Source organism: Flavobacterium sp. (assembly GCF_036741995.1).
Lineage (GTDB): Bacteria > Bacteroidota > Bacteroidia > Flavobacteriales > Flavobacteriaceae > Flavobacterium.
Genome location: NZ_DAINRG010000010.1, coordinates 16,867 through 40,078 on the forward strand (window position 1 = coordinate 16,867; position 23,212 = coordinate 40,078).

Annotated in this window: 24 protein-coding genes and 1 other RNA gene; 13 read left to right on the forward strand and 12 right to left on the reverse strand. The window is 37.3% G+C overall.

Annotation, left to right across the window (positions count from 1 at the left end; genetic code table 11):
- The first annotated feature begins 16 nt into the window (after positions 1-16).
- On the forward strand, positions 17-853 hold the full coding sequence (locus V7D82_RS05325; protein ID WP_333599938.1) for an aminotransferase class IV: 837 nt from the start codon (positions 17-19) through the stop codon (positions 851-853).
- On the opposite strand, the gene V7D82_RS05330 is transcribed toward V7D82_RS05325, so the two are convergent.
- From V7D82_RS05330 to V7D82_RS05350, 5 genes are all read right to left on the reverse strand, one after another.
- Positions 850-1,410, reverse strand: a complete 561-nt coding sequence (locus V7D82_RS05330) for a YqgE/AlgH family protein (RefSeq protein ID WP_333599939.1) — start codon at positions 1,408-1,410, stop codon at positions 850-852. The genes V7D82_RS05325 and V7D82_RS05330 overlap by 4 nt on opposite strands.
- Before the next feature lie 117 nt (positions 1,411-1,527).
- Positions 1,528-1,830, reverse strand: coding sequence for an HU family DNA-binding protein (locus tag V7D82_RS05335; protein WP_158592531.1), 303 nt, complete (start codon positions 1,828-1,830; stop codon positions 1,528-1,530).
- Between the two features lie 145 nt (positions 1,831-1,975).
- A complete protein-coding gene (fmt, locus tag V7D82_RS05340; RefSeq protein WP_333599940.1) occupies positions 1,976-2,923 on the reverse strand; it encodes a methionyl-tRNA formyltransferase in 948 nt (315 codons plus the stop codon).
- Between the two features lie 2 nt (positions 2,924-2,925).
- Positions 2,926-4,818 carry a RecQ family ATP-dependent DNA helicase gene (locus tag V7D82_RS05345; protein ID WP_333599941.1) on the reverse strand — a complete coding sequence of 631 codons (1,893 nt, stop codon included), beginning with the start codon at positions 4,816-4,818 and terminating at the stop codon, positions 2,926-2,928.
- Between the two features lie 71 nt (positions 4,819-4,889).
- On the reverse strand, positions 4,890-5,426 hold the full coding sequence (locus tag V7D82_RS05350) for an ATP-binding protein (protein WP_333599942.1): 537 nt from the start codon (positions 5,424-5,426) through the stop codon (positions 4,890-4,892).
- Between the two features lie 160 nt (positions 5,427-5,586).
- Here V7D82_RS05350 and V7D82_RS05355 point away from each other — a divergent pair, with 160 nt between their 5' ends.
- The 5 genes from V7D82_RS05355 (at position 5,587) to V7D82_RS05375 (ending at position 9,018) form a co-directional block, all read left to right on the forward strand.
- Entirely contained in the window at positions 5,587-5,871 is a 285-nt protein-coding gene (locus V7D82_RS05355; RefSeq protein ID WP_333599943.1) for a DUF493 family protein, read from the forward strand.
- Positions 5,871-6,587, forward strand: coding sequence for a DUF4290 domain-containing protein (locus V7D82_RS05360; protein ID WP_333599944.1), 717 nt, complete (start codon positions 5,871-5,873; stop codon positions 6,585-6,587). The genes V7D82_RS05355 and V7D82_RS05360 overlap by 1 nt, the downstream gene beginning before the upstream one ends.
- Before the next feature lie 88 nt (positions 6,588-6,675).
- Positions 6,676-7,986, forward strand: coding sequence for a UDP-N-acetylglucosamine 1-carboxyvinyltransferase (gene murA, locus V7D82_RS05365; RefSeq protein WP_333599945.1), 1,311 nt, complete (start codon positions 6,676-6,678; stop codon positions 7,984-7,986).
- A gap of 58 nt (positions 7,987-8,044) precedes the next feature.
- Positions 8,045-8,812: a sulfite exporter TauE/SafE family protein gene (locus V7D82_RS05370; RefSeq protein ID WP_333599946.1), complete on the forward strand. Its 768-nt coding sequence runs from the start codon at positions 8,045-8,047 to the stop codon at positions 8,810-8,812.
- A 17-nt stretch (positions 8,813-8,829) separates the two neighbouring features.
- Complete coding sequence (locus V7D82_RS05375) at positions 8,830-9,018, forward strand: hypothetical protein (protein WP_333599947.1); 189 nt, start codon at positions 8,830-8,832, stop codon at positions 9,016-9,018.
- Positions 9,019-9,047: 29 nt separating this feature from the next.
- On the opposite strand, the gene V7D82_RS05380 is transcribed toward V7D82_RS05375, so the two are convergent.
- Positions 9,048-11,528: a DUF5686 and carboxypeptidase regulatory-like domain-containing protein gene (locus tag V7D82_RS05380; protein ID WP_333599948.1), complete on the reverse strand. Its 2,481-nt coding sequence runs from the start codon at positions 11,526-11,528 to the stop codon at positions 9,048-9,050.
- A 17-nt stretch (positions 11,529-11,545) separates the two neighbouring features.
- Entirely contained in the window at positions 11,546-11,959 is a 414-nt protein-coding gene (gene aroQ, locus V7D82_RS05385) for a type II 3-dehydroquinate dehydratase (RefSeq protein WP_333599949.1), read from the reverse strand.
- A gap of 282 nt (positions 11,960-12,241) precedes the next feature.
- On the opposite strand from aroQ, the gene V7D82_RS05390 reads away from it, so the two are divergent.
- The 4 genes from V7D82_RS05390 (at position 12,242) to V7D82_RS05405 (ending at position 14,965) form a co-directional block, all read left to right on the forward strand.
- Positions 12,242-12,844: an outer membrane beta-barrel protein gene (locus V7D82_RS05390; protein WP_333599950.1), complete on the forward strand. Its 603-nt coding sequence runs from the start codon at positions 12,242-12,244 to the stop codon at positions 12,842-12,844.
- Positions 12,845-12,979: 135 nt separating this feature from the next.
- Positions 12,980-13,525 carry a porin family protein gene (locus V7D82_RS05395; RefSeq protein WP_333599951.1) on the forward strand — a complete coding sequence of 182 codons (546 nt, stop codon included), beginning with the start codon at positions 12,980-12,982 and terminating at the stop codon, positions 13,523-13,525.
- 78 nt (positions 13,526-13,603) lie between these two features.
- Positions 13,604-14,503, forward strand: a complete 900-nt coding sequence (xerD, locus tag V7D82_RS05400) for a site-specific tyrosine recombinase XerD (protein WP_333599952.1) — start codon at positions 13,604-13,606, stop codon at positions 14,501-14,503.
- A 66-nt stretch (positions 14,504-14,569) separates the two neighbouring features.
- Positions 14,570-14,965 (forward strand): response regulator, encoded by a 396-nt coding sequence (locus V7D82_RS05405; RefSeq protein WP_333599953.1) that lies wholly within the window; start codon positions 14,570-14,572, stop codon positions 14,963-14,965.
- A gap of 44 nt (positions 14,966-15,009) precedes the next feature.
- Here V7D82_RS05405 and rny read toward each other — a convergent pair whose 3' ends face one another.
- From rny to V7D82_RS05425, 4 genes are all read right to left on the reverse strand, one after another.
- A complete protein-coding gene (rny, locus tag V7D82_RS05410; protein ID WP_333599954.1) occupies positions 15,010-16,572 on the reverse strand; it encodes a ribonuclease Y in 1,563 nt (520 codons plus the stop codon).
- A 50-nt stretch (positions 16,573-16,622) separates the two neighbouring features.
- A non-coding RNA gene (ssrS, locus tag V7D82_RS05415) (6S RNA) lies at positions 16,623-16,730 on the reverse strand.
- A gap of 50 nt (positions 16,731-16,780) precedes the next feature.
- Entirely contained in the window at positions 16,781-17,077 is a 297-nt protein-coding gene (locus V7D82_RS05420) for a cell division protein ZapA (RefSeq protein WP_333599955.1), read from the reverse strand.
- 4 nt (positions 17,078-17,081) lie between these two features.
- Positions 17,082-17,372 (reverse strand): hypothetical protein, encoded by a 291-nt coding sequence (locus V7D82_RS05425; RefSeq protein ID WP_333599956.1) that lies wholly within the window; start codon positions 17,370-17,372, stop codon positions 17,082-17,084.
- Between the two features lie 186 nt (positions 17,373-17,558).
- On the opposite strand from V7D82_RS05425, the gene V7D82_RS05430 reads away from it, so the two are divergent.
- The 3 genes from V7D82_RS05430 to V7D82_RS05440 are packed head-to-tail and all read left to right on the forward strand — an operon-like array spanning position 17,559 to position 22,513.
- Positions 17,559-19,256 (forward strand): M23 family metallopeptidase, encoded by a 1,698-nt coding sequence (locus V7D82_RS05430; protein ID WP_333599957.1) that lies wholly within the window; start codon positions 17,559-17,561, stop codon positions 19,254-19,256.
- A 9-nt stretch (positions 19,257-19,265) separates the two neighbouring features.
- A complete protein-coding gene (locus V7D82_RS05435; RefSeq protein ID WP_333599958.1) occupies positions 19,266-21,746 on the forward strand; it encodes a TonB-dependent receptor in 2,481 nt (826 codons plus the stop codon).
- A gap of 38 nt (positions 21,747-21,784) precedes the next feature.
- Entirely contained in the window at positions 21,785-22,513 is a 729-nt protein-coding gene (locus V7D82_RS05440; RefSeq protein ID WP_333599959.1) for a hypothetical protein, read from the forward strand.
- Here V7D82_RS05440 and V7D82_RS05445 read toward each other — a convergent pair.
- The gene (locus V7D82_RS05445; RefSeq protein WP_333599960.1) at positions 22,510-23,211 is read right to left on the reverse strand and encodes a hypothetical protein; all 702 of its coding nucleotides are present in this window, start codon (positions 23,209-23,211) and stop codon (positions 22,510-22,512) included. The genes V7D82_RS05440 and V7D82_RS05445 overlap by 4 nt on opposite strands.
- Position 23,212 lies beyond the last annotated feature (1 nt).

Genomic DNA, 23,212 nt, shown 5'->3' on the forward strand with positions numbered 1-23,212 from the left:
AAACGGGACTTTTTTTATGGTAAATTTTAATGGTGTTCTCCAAGATTCTGAATTACAGTTAACAGTGGCTAATCGTTCATTTCTTTATGGCGACGGTGTTTTTGAAACCTTGAAAATTGTAAATAATAAAATTCTTTTTTTTGAAGATCATTACTTTCGATTGATGGCATCGATGCGAATTGTGAGAATGGAAATCCCAATGGCATTTACCATGGAATATCTGGAAGAACAGGTTTTGAATTTGGTAACAGCCAATAGATTGCAAGATTTGGCTCGTGTGCGACTTACTGTATTCAGAAATGAAGGTGGATTTTATACCCCAACGGACAACTCGATTTCCTTTGTTGTTGTGGCTACTGAGCTTGAAAACAAGCAATACCTATTCTCCAATAACAAATTTGAAGTTGATTTGTACAAAGACTTTACGGTTTCCAAACAATTACTGTCCACTTTAAAAACGAATAATAAAATCATTCAGGTTACGGCCAGCATTTTTGCCAAAGAAAATCAATTGGATTCCTGTTTGCTAATCAATGAAGATAAAAATGTAATTGAAGCGACCAATGGCAATTTGTTTATGCTGATGGGAAACAAATTAATCACACCACCGATTTCTGAAGGTTGTCTCAACGGAATTATGAGAAAGCAGATCATCGCTTTGGCTAAAAAAATAGACAATATAACCTTAGTTGAAGAGCCAATCTCTCCTTTTGATTTGCAGAAAGCCGATGAATTGTTTGTCACGAATGTCATTACAGGAATTCAGCCTATAACAAAATATCGTAAAAAAGAATTTGAAGTTTCGCTTGCTAAACAATTGTTAGAAAGGCTAAATGAAGTAATTGAAGCTTAATTCAGTATAGGATTTTCTGGTGCATTAGACCAAATCAAATATTCGCCACCCAATTCAATGATTTTTTCTTTCCAAAAATGCACGGAAGCTTTACCTAAAATGTTATTCTCATAAATGTTTTTGGACAAAATCCAAGAACTGGCCTGCATCTCGTTTTCCAGTTGTTCGGCGTCCCAACCGGTGTAGCCTAAAAAGAATCGAATATTTTTTTTCTTAATAATGCCAGTGTTGATTAATTCTTTAGTCAATTCAAAATCACCGCCCCAAAATATACCGTTGGATATTTCAACACTATTCGGAATCAAATGAGGTACATTATGGATGAAGTATAAATTATCTTGTTCAACCGGACCGCCATTGTATATTTTAAATTTGGAATCTATCTCCGGGAGTAAATCTCTGATTGCGTATTTCAGTGGTTTGTTTAGAATAAAACCTACTGAACCTTCTTTGTTATGATCCGCCAATAAAATTACAGATCTGTTAAAAGACAAATCACCAATAATAGATGGTTCAGCTATTAATAATTGACCTTTTTGTAATTTTTCTGAAATCATTACTACCAATTTTTTATTAAAACTAAGAAAAAGGATTTAAAAAAGCTAATTTTTTGGTCTAAAAACAAAAAAACCACATCAAATGATGTGGTTTTTGTATATCAGAAGAACTAATTATTAGTTTACTGCTCCGTCTAATTCAGCACCAGCTTTGAATTTAACTACATTTTTAGCAGCAATTTTGATAGTCTTACCAGTTTGTGGATTTCTTCCGTCTCTTGCAGCTCTTTTAGATACTGACCAAGATCCGAAACCTACTAAAGATACTCTTCCACCTTTTTTCAAGGTACCGCCTACATTTCCTAAAAATGATTCTAAAGCTAATTTCGCAGCAGCTTTTGTAATTCCTGCGTCAGCTGCAATTGCATCGATTAATTCTGATTTGTTCATAATGTTAGTTATTAATTGTTGGTTAAACATTTTGTTAATGATAACAAATTTAATAGGAATTCCTTACTACACAAGCGTTTTGGCGTTTTTTTCAAATATTTGTTGATAACTTAATTTATTTGTTGATAAACCGATGCTATTCATCGATTTTTTAACTCTAAAATGCCTTGAGACCTTACTCTGCTTGTGCTTTTTCGGAAAAGGCCACTCCATTAAGTAGTTCATGAGCCTGCATTTTTTTCTTTCCGGGAAGTTGTAGACTTAGAATTTGAATAAAACCATCTTTGACGGCTATTTTAATTTCTTTTTTGGTAGTGATGATTTGACCAGTTTCAAAGGAATGTTTTTCCGAAATGATTTTGGCTTCATAGATTTTCACATTCCATTCTTCGCCGTTATCTTTAAAGAAGCACCAAGCTGTTGGATAAGGTGATAATCCTCGAATTAAGTTATGAATTTCAACAGCCGATTTTGTCCAATCGATTTTACAATTTTCCCGGTTGAGTTTATAGGCGGTTTTTATTTCGGCATTATCTTGCTGTATTGTGGTGGTGATATTTTCTTTTTCAATCAAAGCCAAAGTTTCTACAACGGCGTCACTTCCTATAACCATAAGTTTATCATGAAGCACGCCGGCATTTTCCTCAGAAGTAATTTCGATTTCTTTACTCAAAATCATGGCGCCGGTATCAATTTTGTCATCTATAAAGAAAGTGGTGACCCCAGTTTTAGTTTCTCCATTAATAATTGCCCAATTGATAGGTGCCGCTCCACGATAATTCGGTAACAAAGAAGCGTGTAGATTGAAGGTTCCCAATTTAGGCATGCGCCAAACCGCTTCAGGCAACATTCTAAAAGCAACTACAACTTGTAAATTGGCATTCAGACTCTGTAATTCCGCTAAAAAAGTTTCGTCTTTTAGATTCGCTGGCTGCAATAACCTTAAGTTGTGTTCCAAGGCATATTCTTTTACCGCCGAATATTTAATCTTTTGGCCACGACCGGCCGGCTTATCTACGGCAGTGATAACGCCAACAACTTCGTAATTGTTTTGGATTATTGTATCTAAAATACCCACGGCAAACTCAGGAGTTCCCATGAAAACGATGCGTAATTTTTCCATTCTTAGTGTAAGGAATATAAATTATTCGATTTGATGCTGATGGTTTCGTCTTCCAACAGCTTTTGCAGGGCAAAGATAACATCGTCTTTCGGAAATTTGGTCAACTTTTGAATATCTCTGGAATTGAAATCCTGTATTTTCAATAATTCAATGATTTTGGCTGTCACCGTTTCCGGATTTTGTTGCTTCTTATTTTTGGTAATACAGTAAGAACAAATGCCGCAATCTTCTTTTAGGCTTTCGCCAAAATACTCCATTAGTATTTTATTCTTGCACCTTTTGCTGTCTTTACTATACTGCAAAACTGCTTGTAATTGTTCAATTTTTAGTTTGTTTTGCGCTTCCAGATATTTCGAAACGCGGTTAATGGTGCGCTCGTCCTCTCTGACTTCATTAAAGGTAATAGTCGCATCATTGTTTTTGGCAATCCAGTCAATAATATTTTTTTCTTTTAATTTTTGCAAAAGCGAAAGCACTGCTGTGTCTGTACTGTTTGATTTTTTAGCAATTAACGACGGATTAAAAGCAGTTTGAAGATCGTAAATTCCGGGATAGGTTCGCAAAATGGTCAGCATGATTTCCTCGTCATTCGGATTCAGACTCATGTATCGAATCACTTCTTTAGACGGAATGATAAACTGTATGCTGATTTTCTCTGAGAATTCCTGTGACAATGTAATGATGCCTTGCCGGTCTAAAAACTGTAAGCTATTATACGTTTTCAATATTGGAAAATTATATTTAGCACAAAACTGATTCAGGTTAAACCCAAACTGCTCATCAATGCCCTCGCCATAAGCAATTTGAAAATAATTACACAATTTGGAAAACACTAAATTCAAAAAAGCTTTATTGGGCAATATGCTGATGAACTGCGCTTCCGCATGCAACACATCAGACGGATTATTGAGCATAACGGCAAATGCTTTCTCGCCATCACGCCCGGCACGCCCCGATTCCTGATAATAGTTCTCCAGATTTTGCGGCAAATGCAAATGAATAATGGTTTTGACATTAGACTTGTCAATGCCCATTCCAAAAGCATTAGTAGCCACTATGACCTGGACTTTTTCCTCCATCCAAAGTTTCATGTGCTTTTCCTTGTCTTTATTGGATAAACCACCGTGGTAAAATGTAGCCGTAAAACCCAGATTCTCCAATTGATAAACAGTTTCCAAACACGATTTTCGATTCGTTACATAAATAATAGAAGGTTGTGGATTCTTCTTTAGTATTTGTTGCAGTAAATGCAGTTTGTCTTCGGTTTCAAAAACCATATAAGCGATGTTATCCCGGAAAAATGATTTGGAGAAAATTTGCGGGTTATCCAGTTTTAATTGTGTGATGATGTCTTCTTTCACTCGTGGTGTAGCCGAAGCGGTCAAAGCCAAAAAAGGCACTTTCGGAAAGAACTCCTTAAGCTGCACAATCTTCAGATACGCCGGACGAAAATCATGTCCCCATTGCGATACACAATGTGCTTCGTCAATCGCAATTAAGTTAATTGGAAGGTTTTTGATGCGTTCCAAAATCCAATCGTTTTGCAACCGTTCGGGAGAGAGATATAGGAATTTATAATTTCCAAACTGGCAATTGTCCAGTAAATCAATAATCTCATCGGGATGAATGCCACCAGTCAATGCAATGGCTTTTATGCCTTTGTTTTGTAAATTCTGAACCTGATCCCGCATTAAAGCAATCAGCGGAGAAATCACCAGGCAAATTCCTTCCTGCAGCATAGCGGGAACCTGAAAACAAATCGACTTTCCGCCGCCCGTGGGCATCAGGGCAAATGTATCTTTGCCTTCCAAAACCGAAGCAATAATAGCTTCCTGCGGTTCGCGAAAAGCGTCGTGTTTCCAGTATTTTTGAAGGATTTCTAATGCTTTCGACATTAATTTAATTATGAGTTGATTCAGTTGTTTGGTATAAATGTATAAAGAAACTATGGAAAACAAAAAATCAGCTATGAAAGCTGATTTAAAATATAGTTTACACGTTCTTCCACGGTTCCTCTCGGCACTTCAATCAATTCGTAACCGTAGTTTAGATAGGTTTCTTTCAGATGGTCGAAAATCAATTTGGCTTGCTCAAAGTTTTCATAACGCGCTTCATCACTTTCATAGATTTCTTCCCATGGTGGTAATACAAAAACTTTGGAATACCCGTGCTCTTTGCTGGCCTGATCAAAAAAAGCAGGATAACTATCGCCGATATAATGCATGTAAGCTAAAATATCCGGAATGCCACGATCCAAAAACACTATTTCAGATTGGTCGTTACTAGCCAAACGATGTTGTTTTTTTCTGCCTTCTAATAACAGTTCGCTAAAGAGTAATGGTTTTTCCAGAAATATCTGTTCGATTCCCTGTTTTTTGGCTTCTAGGGTTATCTCTCTTGAAATTTCGGGGAAACACGCATAGCCCTGCTCGATGAGTGCATCGATTATTGTGGTTTTTCCTGTACCCGGACCACCCGTTATAACTATGAGTTCCTTTTTCAAGTTTTTAGAAATAAGGCGCAAATTTATTGAAACAAATTAGAATACCGAAAGTGTTTCGGGTTTTTATTTTTAACCCAAAATGCGGATTTTTTTTAAATCACAGAATCCTAATTCTGAAATCTGAAATCAATACTGTATATTTGCTTTTATTTTGTTTGGAATGGATAAGAAGACCCAAGAATTTTACACGAGATTGCGCGAAGAGTTGAATAACACTTCAACATGGCCCAGCGAATATTTATACAAATTTATTGTACCTACCGATGCTAAAAAAATCGAAGAGGTAGAGAATGCTTTTGATAATATGGGTGCCGTTATTCAAACCACCCAATCTAAAACAGGGAAATACACCAGTCTTTCTGTTAATGTGATGATGGAAAGCCCGGAACACGTGGTGGAAAAATACATCGAAGTTTCTAACATCGAAGGAATAATATCATTATAATGGTAGAGAAATATATAAAAGAAAATGCCAATGATGTGGTACATCATTTGGAATACAATGCCGAAAGAGTACATTTAATTATTCCGGAGTATGGTCGTCATTTGCAAAAGTTGATTGACCAGGCTACTTTAATTGAAGACAAAGAAGAGCGCAACAAAGCCGCCAAATATATCATTCAGGTAATGGGAAGTTTAAATCCACATTTGCGTGATGTGCCTGATTTTCAGCACAAACTATGGGATCAGATTTTTATCATGTCTGATTTTAAATTGGAGGTAGATTCTCCCTATCCAATTCCGACCAAAGATGTGATTCATCTAAAACCGGAGCGATTGGCCTATCCTCAAAAAAATCCAAAGTATCGTTTTTATGGCAACAATATCAAGTATATGATTGATGTGGCCAACAGTTGGGAAGATGGTGAAATGAAAAATGCCTTGGTCAAAGTCATTGCCAACCACATGAAAAAATCCTACTTGAGTTGGAATAAAGACACCGTTACCGATACGGTTATTTTTGAGCATCTTTATGAATTGTCAGACGGGAAACTAAACTTATTGCAAAGCACCGAAGAATTGTTGAACACCAACGATTTGATGCGTACCAATAAAAAAATATCCAACAAAAACATGCCTCCTCAAAATGCTAAGATTAAAAGCAACAAAACAGGCAAGAAACCTTTTCAGAAAAACAATAATAACAATAATCCTAAATAAAGGTGCTAAGGCACTTAGGTGCTAAGGTGCTAAGAACAGTAACCTCAGAACCTCAGAGCCTCAGTCCCTCAGAACCTTAAAACAAAATATGGGAACTTTTAAAATAGAAGGTGGCATTCAACTAAAAGGAGATGTACAACCACAAGGCGCAAAAAATGAAGCATTACAAGTTTTGTGTCCGGCATTATTAACTTCAGAAAAAGTTAGAATTACCAATATTCCAGATATTATTGATGTTAATAAACTAATCGTTTTACTTGGGAATTTGGGAGTTAAAATCCAAAAAAACGGAGTTGGAGATTACACCTTTCAAGCCGATGAAGTCAATATTGATTATTTAAAAACCGAAGCCTTTAAAAAAGAAGGTGGCAGTTTAAGAGGTTCCATTATGATTGTCGGGCCGCTTTTAGCCCGATTTGGTTGTGGTTATATTCCAAAACCGGGTGGTGATAAAATCGGTCGTCGTCGTTTGGATACCCACTTTGAAGGCTTTATTAATCTGGGTGCTAAATTCCGTTACGAAAGAGAAGACCATTTTTATGGCGTAGAAACCAAAACCCGTTTGAAAGGCGCACACATGTTATTGGACGAAGCATCCGTAACCGGAACAGCCAATATCGTAATGGCTGCCGTTTTAGCCGAAGGAACCACTACTATTTATAACGCAGCCTGCGAACCTTATTTGCAACAATTGTGTAAAATGTTGAACTCGATGGGTGCCAAAATCACCGGTGTGGGTTCTAACTTATTGACGATTGAAGGAGTAGAAAAATTAGGCGGTTGCGAACACAGAATCCTTCCGGATATGATCGAAATCGGTTCCTGGATTGGATTAGCTGCCATGACTCGCAGTGAAATCACCATTAAAAATGTTAGCTGGGAAAATCTGGGAGTAATTCCAAGTGTGTTTCGAAAACTGGGTATTACTTTAGAGAAAAAAGGAGACGATATTTACATTCCGGCTCATACCAAAGGCTACACTGTGAAAACCGATATTGACGGTTCTATCTTAACCATTGCCGATGCGCCGTGGCCGGGCTTTACGCCTGACTTGTTGAGTATCGTTTTGGTAGTAGCAACGCAAGCCAATGGCGATGTATTAATTCACCAAAAAATGTTTGAAAGCCGTTTGTTCTTTGTGGACAAACTGATTGATATGGGTGCCAAAATTATGCTATGCGATCCGCACAGAGCCGTAGTGATGGGACACAATTTCCAATCACAGTTGAAAGCTACCGTAATGTCTTCGCCAGATATTCGTGCCGGAATCTCGTTGTTGATTGCAGCGCTTTCGGCCAAAGGAACTTCAACCATTCAAAATATTGAACAAATTGACCGAGGGTACGAACGCATTGACGAGAGACTTCGTGCGCTAGGCGCTAACATTGTTAGGGTTTAATCCAAAAACACTATAGAAATCAGAGGCGCTTATTGTGCCTCTTTTTCATTTTACCACCATGGAAACATACATAATAGTACTGCTTTGTATTGCTGCTTTTTTTGCAGGTTTTGTCGATGCGATTGTGGGCGGTGGCGGATTAATACAAACCCCGGTAGCTTTAATACTGCTGCCAAATTATGCTGTGGCTTCTATTATTGGCTCGTTAAAAATTCCGGCATTTAGCGGAACTAGTTTTGCCGCGTATCAGTATCTGAAAAAAGTACGGATGAATTGGAAGTTGCTTTTCGTTATGGCTGTTGTTGCTTTCTGCGCCGCTTTTTTGGGTTCCAATTTATTGACCTTGGTGCATAACGATTTTATGAAACCATTGCTCTTAGTAGTGTTGACTTTAATTGCTATTTATACGTTTACCAAAAAAGATTTTGGACAACACAAAATCAAAAATAGTACTGCCAATAAACAACTCATGTTTGCTGTTCTGTTGAGCATTTGTCTTGGCTTTTATGATGGTTTTATCGGTCCCGGAACCGGAAGCTTTTTAGTGCTGGGGTTTGTTTCCATTCTCGGGTTCGATTTTCTTCATGCTTCAGCGAATGCCAAAATGGTAAACCTGGCCACTAATTTTGGTTCGATTTGTCTTTTTGTGTTGAAAGGAAAAATTATCTGGGCTATCGCTATTCCCATGGCACTTTGTAATGCTTTTGGCGGTTGGGTAGGAGCCAAGTTGGCCATCAAAAAGGGAAACGGCTTTATCCGGATTTTCTTTTTGATAGTGGTTATTGGAACCTTAATCCGTTTTGGGTATGATGTGTTTTTTAAATGAAAAATTAAAAAATAGCCTTGAGAAGCCAACTTGAAAGATGCGGAAGCCAATTTGGAGGATACGGAAAAGAAATTGCCGCCTACGGAAAACTAAAAGCCGCTCACGGATGTCTTTTTGAAGCACACGGAAGCTCGTTTGTAAGACACGGAAGCCTCTTTGAAGGCTGCGAGGGCTTGGAAATGCTGAAAAGTTTATTTTTCGAATAGTTTTTGGGTATGATGTGTTTGTGAAATAGTTATTCCAACACATTCAAGAATTTCAAACCAAAAATAATTCCATCACCCTGATAGCCATTCTGGTAGGAGCGAAGGTAATCCACTCTCAACAATCGGTATTTGCCAAAACCCAGATTATCCAAACCAACGGAGAATTCCTGATATGGTTTTCTGTCCGGAATCGCCAAGTTGTGAAAGCCTAAAACCAATTGCGATTGCAGGTATTTCAGCAACGGAATCTTATTCATAAAATAGCCTTTGTCATTGTGCTCGATATGGGTTTCGAAAAAACTATCGTTGGTGCTGGCCACATAATAAGGCAAAAGATTAAAGACATTGGTATAATTTTCCGATTGCCCAATGTGCGTTTGATTTCCGTTGAAATGGCGGTAATCCGCAAACGAAATGTTATCGGCCTGGAAGAATTTTCCACCCTTTACATTCAGCTGCAGAAAGCCTTTGTTGCCAAGCGTCACATCATAGCCCACTTTTCCGGAAACAAAATCATATTCGTAGTTTTTATCGGTGGCGGCAAAAGTTTTCTCATACCCCAATGTCAGCGTTGGATAAGCATCATTTGGAATGTTGTATTTGCCATCGGGTCTTGATAAGTATTTTTGACCAAAATTAAAGCGAAGGGCAACATTGGTTTTAACCAAATTGTGTTTGCTTATTGCCGCTGAGGTTTCATCATTAGGCGAAAGCGGATTGTTGGAAGTGTATAAGTCATCACTCTTAATAACCGTGAAATCGGTGGTGTTGTACAGTGGCTTTCGTTCGGAATATTCCACGTTGCTATATAAATGAATGCCATTCACCACTTCTCTTTCGAAACAAAGGGCGGCAAAATTCTTTTCATACAACTTCATGAAATTGTTTTTAAAGAACAAGGTGCTCACCGAATTGACCAGGTTAGAAATAGGATTGTTGCTGTTGAATTGGCTCACCATACTTCCGCCGTTTATAGATAATAAACTTTTGTTGGTGTTGTTGAATTTATGGGCGAAATTGAAAGTGGCTCTTATCTTTTCTTCCGAAAAACCGTAGTCAAATCGGGTGCCGATGCTGGTGAAGCTTCTTTTTTCTTCGTTGCGCTTGAAGTACGACAAACCGGCATTGATTCTCCAGCCCTGAACCGTGTTAAACGAAGTTGATAAAAGCGGACCGTCATAATTGACAGACCATTTTTTAAATGAATTTTTATAACTGTAGCCACTGATAACATCCATTGGTTTAAATTTATTGTGCTTGGCATCGATGGAATCCAGATAGTGTTGCGATTTCTTTTTGGTTTGCAACACGTCTTTCTTTTGGTAATCGGTTGTTTCTTCCTCGGTCAATGGCACTGGGCGAATGGTGTTCCAAAAGGCATCTTCCTTTTTATTGGCATTGTCTTCAAACGACAGCACCTGATTGGTGAAAGTTTTTTTGGCAAACTCCTTTTCAAATTCAAAATTAGAATAGACATAAGTAAAACGGCCGTTTACTTTAATGCTTAACATGCCGGCTACAAAGTCGAGCGTCTGAGTATTTTTGACCCAAATTTTATTGGTGGCATTATAACTGAAGCTTTGTTTTAAGGTTAAGTTGTCAATAACCGGAGTCTGCATCTGATTGCCTTTGATGGATAAATCGGTGGCATAAATGGCATAAGAATCATCAACTATATAAATGTAACCTTCCATCACGGGTTCGTTGTCGCGTTTCGGTATGACCTTTATTTTGTTAATCTGCTGGCGGTTTTCGGTAAAGAAGGAGCCTTCAAATTGATACTTATAATAATTGAAAGCATTGTCAGCAATAGGAGAGACAACATTAATCTCAAACGGCAGGTAATTTTCATAGAAATCAAAATTTACCGAAGCCGCGTTGTTGAAACTAAAACCGTTGTCATTGCCACTCACTTTGGAAGCCACGATGACTTCTTTCATCTTATCCGGTTTTTGGAAGGTGATTCGGGAAACCGTTTCCGACAGATAAATAATGCCGCTTCGGGTAGAGTCTAATATTTCATCAAAGAAATCAAACTTCTGCCCCATGATTTTTTTGGGAGCGTCTTTTAATCTAATGATGCCTCTAGAATAGAAGTCGGCTTTGTAGTGTGCTGTTTTTTCAGAGTTGTCTTTTTTGTTTCTGATGGCGTTTCTGATGATTTCATTCGCCGGATTGTCTTTCGGATTAATGACTACTTCATTCAGGGTAATGTTTTCTTCCTGCATGACTATGTCCAATACAACGGGTGTTTTATCCAGCTCCACTATTCGCTTGATGGTTTTGTATCCCAGGTATTGAAAAATAATACTATGCGTTCCGGGGATTTTGATATTCAATTCAAATTTTCCCTGATCGTTTGTTGTGGTGCCTCTATAGGTATTCTCTTCGAAGATATTTACAAAGGGTAATGGTTTTCCATTGGCGTCAGCAACAGTTCCTTTTATTTGAGCATAAGAACTAATGGTTACTACTAAACATAGAAGAGCGAGTATTTTTTTTTGAAACATATACTAAGGATGAATTTTTATAAAAAGGATTGTAAGGCCAATTCGTAGCTTTTTAAGCCAAAGCCAATGATGATACCTCTGGCATTTGGGGAAATAAAAGACTGGTGGCGAAATGTTTCCCGGGAAAATGTATTTGATATGTGCACTTCAATAACAGGCGTGGTGATGGCTTTTACGGCATCGCCTATACCAACAGAGGTGTGTGTGTAAGCGGCGGCATTAAGTATGATGCCATCGTATGAAAAACCAACTTCCTGTAATTTGTCAATCAGTTCACCCTCTATATTGCTTTGAAAATAGCTGATGTCTATGGTGGAATATTTTCTTTTCAAATCTTTGATAAAAGAGTCAAACGACAGACTGCCATATATTTCCGGTTCCCTTTTGCCCAATAAGTTGAGGTTTGGGCCGTTTAGTATTATAATTTTCATACATTTTTAGGTTTATGTAAATGTATAAATAATCTTTGAGAGTTGAATATGCTGCCAAATATTGATTGTTTATAGGAAATCAACTTCAAATAGTGTGATTATTTGGGTTTTCTGAGGAAGCCCTATTTAGGTGTTGTTGTGGATAATTTATTATTCTTTTGTTTTTGAGTAAGTTACAGAATTATTTTGTTAATAAAATTGTTGACAACTCAACTGAGCCCTTTAAAACCGTAAATACTATTAAATATACTTTTGTTGTATTAATTTTAAAATTAAACAAACATGAAAAAAATTATTTTAACACTTGCAGCAGTATTCGCTTTATCGTTTGCTAATGCACAAGACAAAAAAGAAGGTTCTGAAGGTTTTTCTAAAGGAGATGTATTTGCAACTGGTTCATTCAGTTTGAGCTCGTCTAAATACACTTCAGCTGGAAACTACAAAGAAGATGGTTTTACATTTTCTCCTGCTGTTGGTTACTTCGTATCTGAAAACATTGCTTTAGGTTTAGGTTTAACTATCTCTAATGCAAGTGTACAAGCTACTGAAGCTTCTAGCAAATCTAAAGTAAACACTTTTGGTTTTCAAGCAATGGGTAGATACTACTTCACTCCATCTTCTAAATTTTCTGCATTCGGTCAAGCTGTAGTAGGTTATTCATCTACTAAATATGATGCGGCTGATGTAAAAGTTAATGGATTTGGAATTGCAGTTGGACCTGGTTTCCACTACTTCGTTTCTAATCACTTCGCTTTAGAAACTACTTGGGGAATGTTAAGCTATGCTTCAGCTAAAGCTGATTCTACTGGTGCTGAAACTTCAACAGATTTCAAATTGGGTGTAGATTTATCTGATATCAACTTCGGATTGGTTTACAAATTCTAATTTTAAGCCTTAAATAAAATTAAACCACGCCATTGGCGTGGTTTTTTTTGCTATTTAACGAAAAATACCGATATAATTTGTAAGATAACTTATAAATGATACTTTTGTCTTACTAATTTTAAAAGTAAACAAAACATGAAAAAAATTATTTTAACAATTGCGGTAGTAATGGCTGCAACTTTTGCCAATGCACAAGACAAAAAAGGCGGGTCAAGCAGTGACATGAAATTTGGTGTAAAAGCGGGTTATACTAACTCAACTTTCACAGGAGATACTCCTAGTGGATTAAAAGCAAACGGAGGATTTTACATTGGAGGTTTAGTTGACTTTTCAGTTTCTGAAACTTTCCACGTACAACCAGAATTGTTGTACTCTATTGAAGGAGCTAAAGACAACAAATTGAACTATTTAAGAATTCCTATCATGGCTAAGTATTACATCATGGAAGGTTTGAACTTGCAAGCTGGCCCAGAATTGGCTTTCAAAGCTGGTGGTGATGATATTAAAGATCAAGCAAAATCACTAGACTATGGTTTAGGTATTGGTGCTGCTTATGAGTTAGAATCAGGTCTAATGTTTGATGCTAGATACAACTTAGGTTTAGCAAACATTGATGATAGTGGTTCTGGTGGTAATGTGAAAAATGTTTCTTTCAACATCGGTTTAGGATACAGATTCTAATCTAAAAAAAAATCATATTGATAAAACCACGCTATTGGCGTGGTTTTTTTATTGCCAATCATTTCGTTTCTTTGTGGTATGAGCTGGAAAAATTATATAACAAGTTTTCAATCCTATTTAAAAATTGAACGTGGTTTGTCAAAAAATACCGTTGATAACTACACTTTTGATTTAGAACGCCTGTGTGGTTTTTTGGATGAAAATAATATAACTGTTACTCCGGAAAAAATAAATGAAGAAACGATTCAACAGTTTATTTATGGTGTGTCCAAAGAGCTCAATGCCCGTTCGCAAGCCAGGATTATTTCGGGTTTAAAGAGTTTTTTTTCCTATATGATTTTTGAAGATTACCGCTCTGATAATCCTATGGAATTAATAGAGGCACCAAAAATTGGCAGAAAACTTCCGGATACTCTTTCGGTAGACGATATTGATAATTTGATAGCAGCTATTGATTTATCAACTCCTGAAGGAGAGCGAAATAAAGCATTGCTGGAAACCTTGTATGGCTGTGGTCTTCGGGTTTCGGAAATCATCACGTTAAAAATATCAGATTTGTTTTTTGACGAAGGCTTTATTAAAATTACAGGAAAAGGCAATAAGCAACGTTTTGTTCCCATAGCCAAAGCTACTCAAAAGTATATCGAAAGCTATAAAAATACCATTCGAACCCATCTCATTATTGCTAAAGGATTTGAAGACACCTTGTTTTTAAACCGAAGAGGGAAACAACTTACCAGAGCTATGATTTTTACCATTATCAAAACATTAGCCGTAAAAATTAATTTAGCCAAGAATATAAGCCCGCATACCCTACGCCATTCTTTTGCTACGCACTTATTAGAAAACGGTGCTGATTTGCGCTCTATTCAAATGATGCTTGGGCATGAGTCAATTACCACCACGGAAATCTATGTGCACTTAGATAGAAAATATTTAACACAAGTCATGGCTACTTTTCATCCGAGAAAAAAGTAGTTTGTCGGTTTTTTTTGGTAATTTGCGCTCACAAAAAAAACAATAATCCCCAAATCTGTTTTTAAAATGAAGTTCAACAACCTATTAGTTGTAGATGATGATAAAGTGCACCACTTTATTATCAAAAAGTTACTTGAAAAAAATGATATCCAGGTAAATATGTCTTTTTTCGAGAATGGGCATGATGCTTTGCATCATTTAAAATCAAAACTCAAAAAAAAGAGTAATAGTACCGATTTAATTTTGTTGGATATTAACATGCCGGTTCTTGATGGTTGGCAATTTTTGGAGGAATTCAAAGAGATACAAAAAGATATTTCCAGTGAAATCATTATCTATGTTGTAAGTTCTTCCGATAGTTCTATTAATGAAGACAGGATTGAAGAATTTAAAGATGTTATTGAAAATTACTTCGTTAAACCAATGACTAGCGAAATGATTAAAACTATATTTCTAACATAAAAAAGGCGACCATTTGGTCGCCTTTTTTATATAGTAGTAGAGAGTTACTTAGCAATATTTACTGCTCTGGTTTCTCGGATTACTGTAATTTTCACTTGACCCGGATAAGTCATTTCGGTTTGAATTTTTTGTGAAATCTCAAACGAAAGATTAGCAGCGTTTTCATCACTTACTTTTTCGCTTTCTACAATCACACGCAATTCACGACCAGCTTGGATGGCGTAAGCATTTTTAACACCATTAAAGCCAAAAGCAATGTTTTCTAAATCTTTCAAACGTTGGATGTAAGAATCTAACACTTGACGTCTGGCACCAGGTCTAGCGCCTGAAATAGCATCACAAACCTGAATGATTGGAGAAATTAAATATTTCATTTCAATCTCGTCGTGGTGCGCTCCGATAGCGTTACAAACTTCTTCTTTTTCACCATATTTTTCAGCCCATTGCATTCCCAATAAAGCGTGCGGTAAATCACTTTCCGTGTCCGGCACTTTACCAATATCGTGTAGTAAACCGGCGCGTTTGGCCAATTTCACATTCAAGCCTAATTCGGCGGCCATAATACCACAAAGTTTAGAAACTTCGCGCGAGTGCTGTAGTAAGTTTTGACCATATGAAGAACGGTATTTCATTCTTCCCACGACTTTAATCAATTCCGGATGTAAACCGTGAATTCCTAAGTCGATTACCGTACGTTTTCCTACTTCAATGATTTCGTCATCTATTTGCTTGGTAGTTTTAGCAACTACTTCTTCAATTCTGGCTGGGTGGATTCTACCGTCAGTTACTAACTTGTGCAATGACAAACGGGCAATTTCTCTTCGCACCGGATCAAAACAAGATAGGATGATAGCTTCCGGAGTATCGTCCACAATGATTTCAACCCCAGTTGCTGCTTCCAGCGCACGGATATTTCTTCCTTCACGACCAATGATTCTTCCTTTTACATCATCCGATTCAATGTTGAACACAGATACGCAATTCTCCACAGCTTCTTCCGTTCCGACACGTTGGATGGTGTTGATGATGACTTTCTTAGCTTCTTGTTGTGCGGTTAATTTAGCTTCCTCAATCGTGTCTTGGATATGCGACATCGCTTTGGTTTTGGCTTCTGCTTTTAAGCTTTCTACCAATTGCTCTTTAGCATCTTCAGCCGAAAGTCCGGAGATAACCTCCAATTGCTCCACCTGGCTTTTGTGTAACTTTTCAAGCTCTTGTTGCTTCTTGTCTAACAACTCAATTTTTGAAGCATACTCATTGGTTTTGGCTTCGTAATCGTCGTTTACTTTTTTCGCTTTCGCCAATTCGTTTGAAACCTGAGATTCTTTGTCTCTGGTTCTTTTCTCTACTTCGGCTATCTTTTTGTCTTTGTTTAAAATCTCTTTTTCATGTTCCGATTTTAGTTCCAAAAACTTCTCTTTGGCCTGAAGTAATTTGTCTTTTTTAATGTTTTCTGCTTCCACATTCGCATCTCTCAAGATGGAAGAAGCTTCCTTTTTGGCGTTTTTAACCATGTTGGAGACATTGCTTTTTTCAAGGAATTTTGCAACTCCAAAACCTCCGGCAATACCTGCGATTAACGCAATTATAATTAATGTAGTTCCCATTTTTTTGTTAGTGTTTATATATAAAAAAAGCCTACATTAGGTGAATGCATAAACTCGTAAGGACAAGTTTTGAGCTAACTCGCTGGTCAAGGATCCACGATAAAAGTGGCATGCTTTAGTAACGATGACTGGCTCATTCTAAATTGTTAGTGTTGAGTTTACCAATTAAAATCTAATGTAGGCGGTATTGTAATCTATGCTAAGAACGTTATTTCTTTTCGAGATATTCGAATAATAAATCATTGATTTTTTTTAATCTTTCCAGAGTTTCTGTCCCATCAATGGAATTGTCGACTTGCTTTTGTTCTACTTGCGAAGCAAACTGTAAAGCGCACATGGCCAATACATCCTGTTTGTCGCGAACCGCATAGTTTTCTTCGAATTGCTTAATCATCGCATCAATTTTTTTTGAAGCGCTTCGCAGCCCTTCTTCCTGTGATAGGTCTACCGTTAACGGATACACTCTGTCAGCAATTGATAATTTTATTTTAAGCTTTTCATCCATGTTTTTAGTCTGATAACTGCGCAATGCAGTAATCTATCTCTCGAATTAATGAATTTATTTTAAGCTTGGTATCTCGTTTGTTTTCTTCACCGCCTAATAATGAATTCGCCATTTTGAGTGATTCGCATTCAGATTTCAAAGTGACAATCTCATCAGATTGTTTTTGAATCGTTGTCATTGCCTTTTCTAATTCCGCTTTTAATCCAATAGAATTTTTTTCTAAACTCTCTATTTTTGTAAAAAGTTTTTCAATTCTATTTTCAAGAGAATCAATTATTTCGGCAATTTCACTCATGAAATGTTTTGTTCATTACTTACTTCACAAAGTTAGGATTCTATTTTGTTTGCACAATAGTTTTGTCAATTATTTATTTCTTTTTTAAACGAAATTATAATATTTTGTTTTTTAATGAGTTAGGAAAAAAAGCAGCGCTTGTAATTTTTTACGCACTTTTTTGTATCTTAGCTAAAACAATCTTTTATGAGATATTTTTGGCTTATATTTTTTCTGACAACCACCGGATTTGGGCAAAATCAATACCCGAAAGACTATTTTCGCTCTCCTCTTGATATACCGCTGCAGCTTGCCGGAAATTTCGGTGAATTGCGTCCCAATCACATTCATTCCGGTTTTGATTTTAAAACACAACAGAAAGAAGGTTTCAATGTCTATGCCGCTGCCGATGGCTATGTTTCCCGAATAAAAATTTCACAAGTTGGTTACGGAAAAGCCATTTACATTACCCATCCCAACGGCTATACTTCGGTTTACGGGCATTTGCAATCCGGCTTTGGCGAAGTTGAAAAACTTATTAAAAAAGAGCAATACAAAGCTAAATCGTATGAAATTGATGTTGCTTTTAATCCGACGGATTTGATGATAAAAAAAGGAGATGTCATCGGAATTTCAGGAAATACAGGAGGTTCGGATGGGCCGCATTTGCATTTTGAAATTAGGGACACTCAATCCGAAAAAATCATCAATCCCATGTATTTTGGCTTTGACGCTGTTATCACTGATGAAAAACGCCCCTTGGTCACCAGCTTATTGGTTTATCCTTTGGATGAAAATTCGGTGGTGAATCAATCCAAAAGACCCATCAGCGTCAATTTAGCGTTGCAGGATGACGGAAGTTACATAGCCGAAAGTGTCTTGGCCAGCGGCAAAATTGGCTTTGGCATCACGGCAGTTGATTATGATAATGTTTCCTGGAATGCTAACGGGATTTACAGAGTGCAGACTTTTTTAAACGGGAAATACGATTTCAGTTATCAATTCGATACGTTTGCTTTTGATGAAACCCGTTATGTGAATGCTTTGATTGATTATACTCGCTATAAAAAACAAGGACAAAGAGTGCAGAAATTATTCATGAAAAATACTTATCCGCTCAGTATTATAAAACCGGGCATCGATAACGGAATGATAACAGTGGCTTCTAATTTTTTTCAAACCTATCGCATTGAAGTGGCCGATTTTAATGAAAATATCACCAAAATATTCATCCCGATTCAGTATTCAAATTTACCTGCCAAAGTGCAGGAAGAACCCATTACTTCAAAATATTTGGTCAAAGCCCAAAAGGATAATATTTTTGCTCTGGAAAATGTAACGGTTTCCATGCCGGCCAATACTTTTTTGGATGATTTCTACATGAATTTTGAGGTCAAAAACGGAATGGCTAAAATTCATGACGATTTAGTGCCAGCTTTTACCAATTTTTCAGTCACTTTTGAAGACAGCCTTACACCTCAAAAAGACAGAGAAAAAATGTTTATTGGTTTGGTTGACGGTAAAAAAATAAACTTCTACAATACTAAAAGAACGAAAAATTCGTTTACTATTTATACCAAATATTTGGGAGATTATAAGTTAGTAAGAGATGGGATGCCACCCAAAATAAAAATCGACAAAAAAATCGGTGGCAAATGGATTAGCAATCAAAACGAACTGCAATTCACCATTTCCGATGATTTGTCAGGAATCAAAAGTTACGATGGTTATCTGAACGGCCAATGGATTTTGTTGGAATACGAAAGCAAAACCAAAAAACTCATCCACCGCTTTGCCGATGGCATTGTAGCCGAAGGGAAAAACGATTTAAAAGTCGTCGTTACGGATAATGTTGGAAATTCTACTATCTTTGAAACACAATTTTTTAGAAGTCAAAAACCTTAATCATACAGTTTGAGAACAAATAAATACCTTTTCACGCTCCTTTTTTTTACTATAAGTATCATCGCATTTGCTCAAAACCAAACCGCCAAAGTGGCCGGAGTGGTGCTCGATGAAAACAACAAACCGGTTGCAGATGTCAACGTTAGCTATCAAACCAAATCCGTTACAACCGATGCCAATGGATTCTACGAAATTACGGTGCCGGCTAATCAAAAAGTGGTATTGGTCTTCACACATACTTCCTTAAAAAAGATTACCGCTACTTTTCAGCTAAAGCCAAATGAAAATTTAGAATGGCATGTGGTAATGACTGATAAAGCAGAGCAATTGAGTGATGTGGTAATCACCAGCAATAAGAGGCGTGTTCAGGGAATCACTTCTATAGAGCCCGAAACGATTCGCAAAAACCCTAGTGCCATGCCCGGTGTCGAAAGTGTTTTAAAAACGTTTGCCGGTGTCAATGCCAACAACGAGTTGAGTTCTGGTTACAACGTTCGCGGCGGAAATTACGATGAAAACTTAGTTTATGTTAATGAAATAGAAGTCTATCGTCCGTTCTTAATTCGTTCCGGACAACAGGAAGGATTGAGTTTTACCAATACCGATATGGTGCAGAATGTCGACTTTTCTGCTGGTGGATTTCAAGCAAAGTATGGCGATAAATTATCTTCGGTTTTGGATATTACGTACAGAAAACCAACCAAATATGGCATCACTGCCGAAGCGAGTTTCCTAGGCGGAAGTTTAACCGGAGAAGGCATTTCCAAAAACAAAAAATGGTCTGCCATTACCGGAGTTCGTTTCAGAGACAATTCACTTTTAGTAAACAGCCAGGAAACATCCACCAATTACCATCCGACGTTTATTGATGTGCAAACCAATGTGAATTTCACTCCCAATAAAAGATGGCAGTATAGTTTCTTAGGAAATGCTTCTCAAAACAAATACAGCTACCAGCCCTTAACCCGTCAAACTAATTTTGGAACCATTGACGAACCAATTGCATTGCAGGTTTTCTACGAAGGGCAGGAAAATGACAAATACCAGACCCTTTTCGGAGCATTTAAAACTACTTTTTCAGCCAATGATAACAATACATATAAGCTAATCACTTCTGTTTATCACACTCAGGAACAAGAATATTTCGATATTTTGGCGGCTTATTATTTGGGCGATGTGGATACCAATATCGGTTCGGAAACACTGGGACAAGTAACCTACAATCGCGGTATTGGCGAGCAACTCAACCACGCTCGTAACGACTTAGATGCTTTGATTTTCAATGCCGAAGTGAAAGGCGTACACCAAATCAACAACAAAAAACAACAAATAGAGTGGGGATTCAAATACACCCGTGAAAACATCCGCGATCGTATAGTGGAATGGGAAGTTATTGATTCTGCCGGATTCTCTATCAATCCACCGATTATCAATTTGCCACACAATGACCAGCCGTACAATCCTTATGTAGGACCATTGGTTCCGTATCAAAATGTGAGAGCTACCAATTTTGTTGATATCAACCGATTTTCGGGGTATGCTCAATGGAGTACCAAAACGAAATTAGGTGAAAATCAACTGTGGATTACCGCAGGTTCGCGTTTTCACAGTTGGGTAGTATCAGGCGATGGCATTGCTACCGGTAAAACCCAAACTGTTTTCAGTCCGAGAGTACAATTATCTTTAAAACCCGATTGGGAAAAAGACATGGTTTTCCGATTTGCTGCCGGTTTTTACCACCAACCACCGTTTTATCGTGAGCTAAGAGATATGGATGGCGTTGTCAATCCAAACGTAAAAGCACAGCAATCCATTCATTTTGTATTGAGCAATGACTACAATTTCAAAATGAATAATCGTCCGTTCAAATTGGTGACGGAAGCCTATTATAAGACCATGACGGATGTCAATACGTATACGCTTGAGAACGTTAGGATTCGTTATCGCGCCAATAATGATGCGACAGCTTATGCTTACGGATTGGATATGCGACTGAATGGAGAATTCGTTCCGGGAACGGAATCCTGGCTGAGTTTTGGTTATATGAAAACCGAAGAAAATCAAAACGACAGAGGCTACATTGCCCGCCCAACGGATCAACGCTTGAAATTCGGAATCCTGTTCCAAGACTATATGCCAAACATTCCGAATATGAAATTGTATTTGAACTTAGTTTATAATACAGGGCTTCCGGGAGGTTCGCCTTCTTATGCCGATTCCTATGATTACCAAACGCGTTTGCGCGATTACCGTCGTGCCGATGTGGGATTCTCTTATGTTTTGACCGAAAAAAACAACGAAAGACCGAATGGTCATTGGTTAAAGAAATTCCAGGATTTGTCTGTTGGATTTGAGATTTTCAACTTGTTCAACAATCAAAATGCGATTACCAATACTTGGGTGCGCGATGTGTATACCAAAAACCAATACGGAATTCCAAACTACATGACTACACGAGTTTTTAATATAAAACTGACTGCGAAGTTGTAGAAATAATTCACTATTTTTGAGAGTCCAATTTTAGTAAAATGAAAAAAAACCTTCCTTATATAGCAGTGATTCTTGTGGTGTTTTTTGCCAGTTGCAAAAAGCAGGAAGAAGAAAAACCTAAAGTTACTTACGATGCCACTTCTAAAACGAAACCAGTCGTTCCGGTGGATACATCACAGGTGGAAGTGGCTGATTTGCCTATCAACATGGAGGGAACGAATTATTTAATTCATCCGATTGGCGATTTGAATTACTACAAAAAAAATGGAAAATCGGCCAATGAATTCAGAAATACTGACGAAGAAACGAGTTTTACCGTTTCCAATTATGGCGAATACCAAATCACAGGATATTTGAAAAACCTGAAGTTTCAGGAAATAGGGAAGGACACCATTTACGCTCTGACTGACAAACCGATTTTGATTGAAACCGCTACTTATCTGAAGACTTTTGCCGATAAAACCAAGCAGCAATTGTTAGTCTATTCGCTGGCTGATATGGATACCAACAAAGACGGGAAATTAGACAACAGCGATATCAAATCGTTGTACATCAGTACCATTTCCGGACAAAAATTCACCAAACTTTCAGCTGATTTTCACGAGTTAATCGATTGGAAAATGGTAGAAGCTAAACACCTGTTGTATTTCAGAACTATTGAAGATACCAATAAAAACGGGGAATTTGATGCCGAAGATAACTTGCAGTATCACTTCGTAAACCTGCTGGATAAAGACTGGAAAGTACAGGAATACAAACCGATTTAAATCAGGATATCACTTTCTAAATCCGATTTTTCGATTTCAAAATCAAAGCCGAGTTTTGAAACCAATTCTATCACCAAACGTTTATACCAGTTTTCTGATTTGGGATGAATGTAGATTTTTTCAATCAGTTGGCAAATGTTTACATCAATTTTCAAACCGTCATTTATTTTAATGTTTTCCGAAGAAAGGTCAGCAATGATGCGCACTTCACGCTCGTACTGAAAGCTTTTTCGCTTAAACAAAAAAGGGAAAAACATATCGTCAAACGGAATGTACTCCTTTTTGTAATCGATATAATTCACCTCGCCGATGTATTGCTTGAAATTCTTTTCGGCTTCCAACGCTTTCTGCAAACGACCGATGGTGGATTGAATGGCTAAGCCTTCGCTGTTTTGTGTAAAAATCTGCCACATGGCAAACGATTCGTATTCGTTGATATGCCAACTACTCACCACGACTTTCTCGCGATGCGTTTTATAATACGCTAAAAATTCAGGATTGTTTTCGGAGAGTTTTTTGATTTCCTCATACGTAGGTTCGCTGAAAGTGCCTTCGTATTGGTCTTCAAATTTATCGGAGCGCGACAGGAACAATTGCTGCGAAAGCAGTAAGTCCAGAAATTTTGACAAGTCCAAATATTTCCAAACTACCGTATCAGGATCTTCAGGTAATTTAATATTTGGATTGTTTTTATACATT

Bases quoted from the DNA above. Each gene is read 5' to 3' on its own strand.
- V7D82_RS05325 (WP_333599938.1), top strand. From the start codon at position 17: ATGGTAAATTTTAATGGTGTTCTCCAAGATTCTGAATTACAGTTAACA.
- V7D82_RS05330 (WP_333599939.1), bottom strand. From the start codon at position 1,410: ATGATTTCAGAAAAATTACAAAAAGGTCAATTATTAATAGCTGAACCA.
- V7D82_RS05335 (WP_158592531.1), bottom strand. From the start codon at position 1,830: ATGTTTAACCAACAATTAATAACTAACATTATGAACAAATCAGAATTA.
- fmt (WP_333599940.1), bottom strand. From the start codon at position 2,923: ATGGAAAAATTACGCATCGTTTTCATGGGAACTCCTGAGTTTGCCGTG.
- V7D82_RS05345 (WP_333599941.1), bottom strand. From the start codon at position 4,818: ATGTCGAAAGCATTAGAAATCCTTCAAAAATACTGGAAACACGACGCT.
- V7D82_RS05355 (WP_333599943.1), top strand. From the start codon at position 5,587: ATGGATAAGAAGACCCAAGAATTTTACACGAGATTGCGCGAAGAGTTG.
- V7D82_RS05360 (WP_333599944.1), top strand. From the start codon at position 5,871: ATGGTAGAGAAATATATAAAAGAAAATGCCAATGATGTGGTACATCAT.
- murA (WP_333599945.1), top strand. From the start codon at position 6,676: ATGGGAACTTTTAAAATAGAAGGTGGCATTCAACTAAAAGGAGATGTA.
- V7D82_RS05370 (WP_333599946.1), top strand. From the start codon at position 8,045: ATGGAAACATACATAATAGTACTGCTTTGTATTGCTGCTTTTTTTGCA.
- V7D82_RS05380 (WP_333599948.1), bottom strand. From the start codon at position 11,528: ATGTTTCAAAAAAAAATACTCGCTCTTCTATGTTTAGTAGTAACCATT.
- aroQ (WP_333599949.1), bottom strand. From the start codon at position 11,959: ATGAAAATTATAATACTAAACGGCCCAAACCTCAACTTATTGGGCAAA.
- V7D82_RS05390 (WP_333599950.1), top strand. From the start codon at position 12,242: ATGAAAAAAATTATTTTAACACTTGCAGCAGTATTCGCTTTATCGTTT.
- V7D82_RS05395 (WP_333599951.1), top strand. From the start codon at position 12,980: ATGAAAAAAATTATTTTAACAATTGCGGTAGTAATGGCTGCAACTTTT.
- xerD (WP_333599952.1), top strand. From the start codon at position 13,604: ATGAGCTGGAAAAATTATATAACAAGTTTTCAATCCTATTTAAAAATT.
- V7D82_RS05405 (WP_333599953.1), top strand. From the start codon at position 14,570: ATGAAGTTCAACAACCTATTAGTTGTAGATGATGATAAAGTGCACCAC.
- rny (WP_333599954.1), bottom strand. From the start codon at position 16,572: ATGGGAACTACATTAATTATAATTGCGTTAATCGCAGGTATTGCCGGA.
- V7D82_RS05420 (WP_333599955.1), bottom strand. From the start codon at position 17,077: ATGGATGAAAAGCTTAAAATAAAATTATCAATTGCTGACAGAGTGTAT.
- V7D82_RS05425 (WP_333599956.1), bottom strand. From the start codon at position 17,372: ATGAGTGAAATTGCCGAAATAATTGATTCTCTTGAAAATAGAATTGAA.
- V7D82_RS05430 (WP_333599957.1), top strand. From the start codon at position 17,559: ATGAGATATTTTTGGCTTATATTTTTTCTGACAACCACCGGATTTGGG.
- V7D82_RS05440 (WP_333599959.1), top strand. From the start codon at position 21,785: ATGAAAAAAAACCTTCCTTATATAGCAGTGATTCTTGTGGTGTTTTTT.
- V7D82_RS05445 (WP_333599960.1), bottom strand. From the start codon at position 23,211: ATGTATAAAAACAATCCAAATATTAAATTACCTGAAGATCCTGATACG.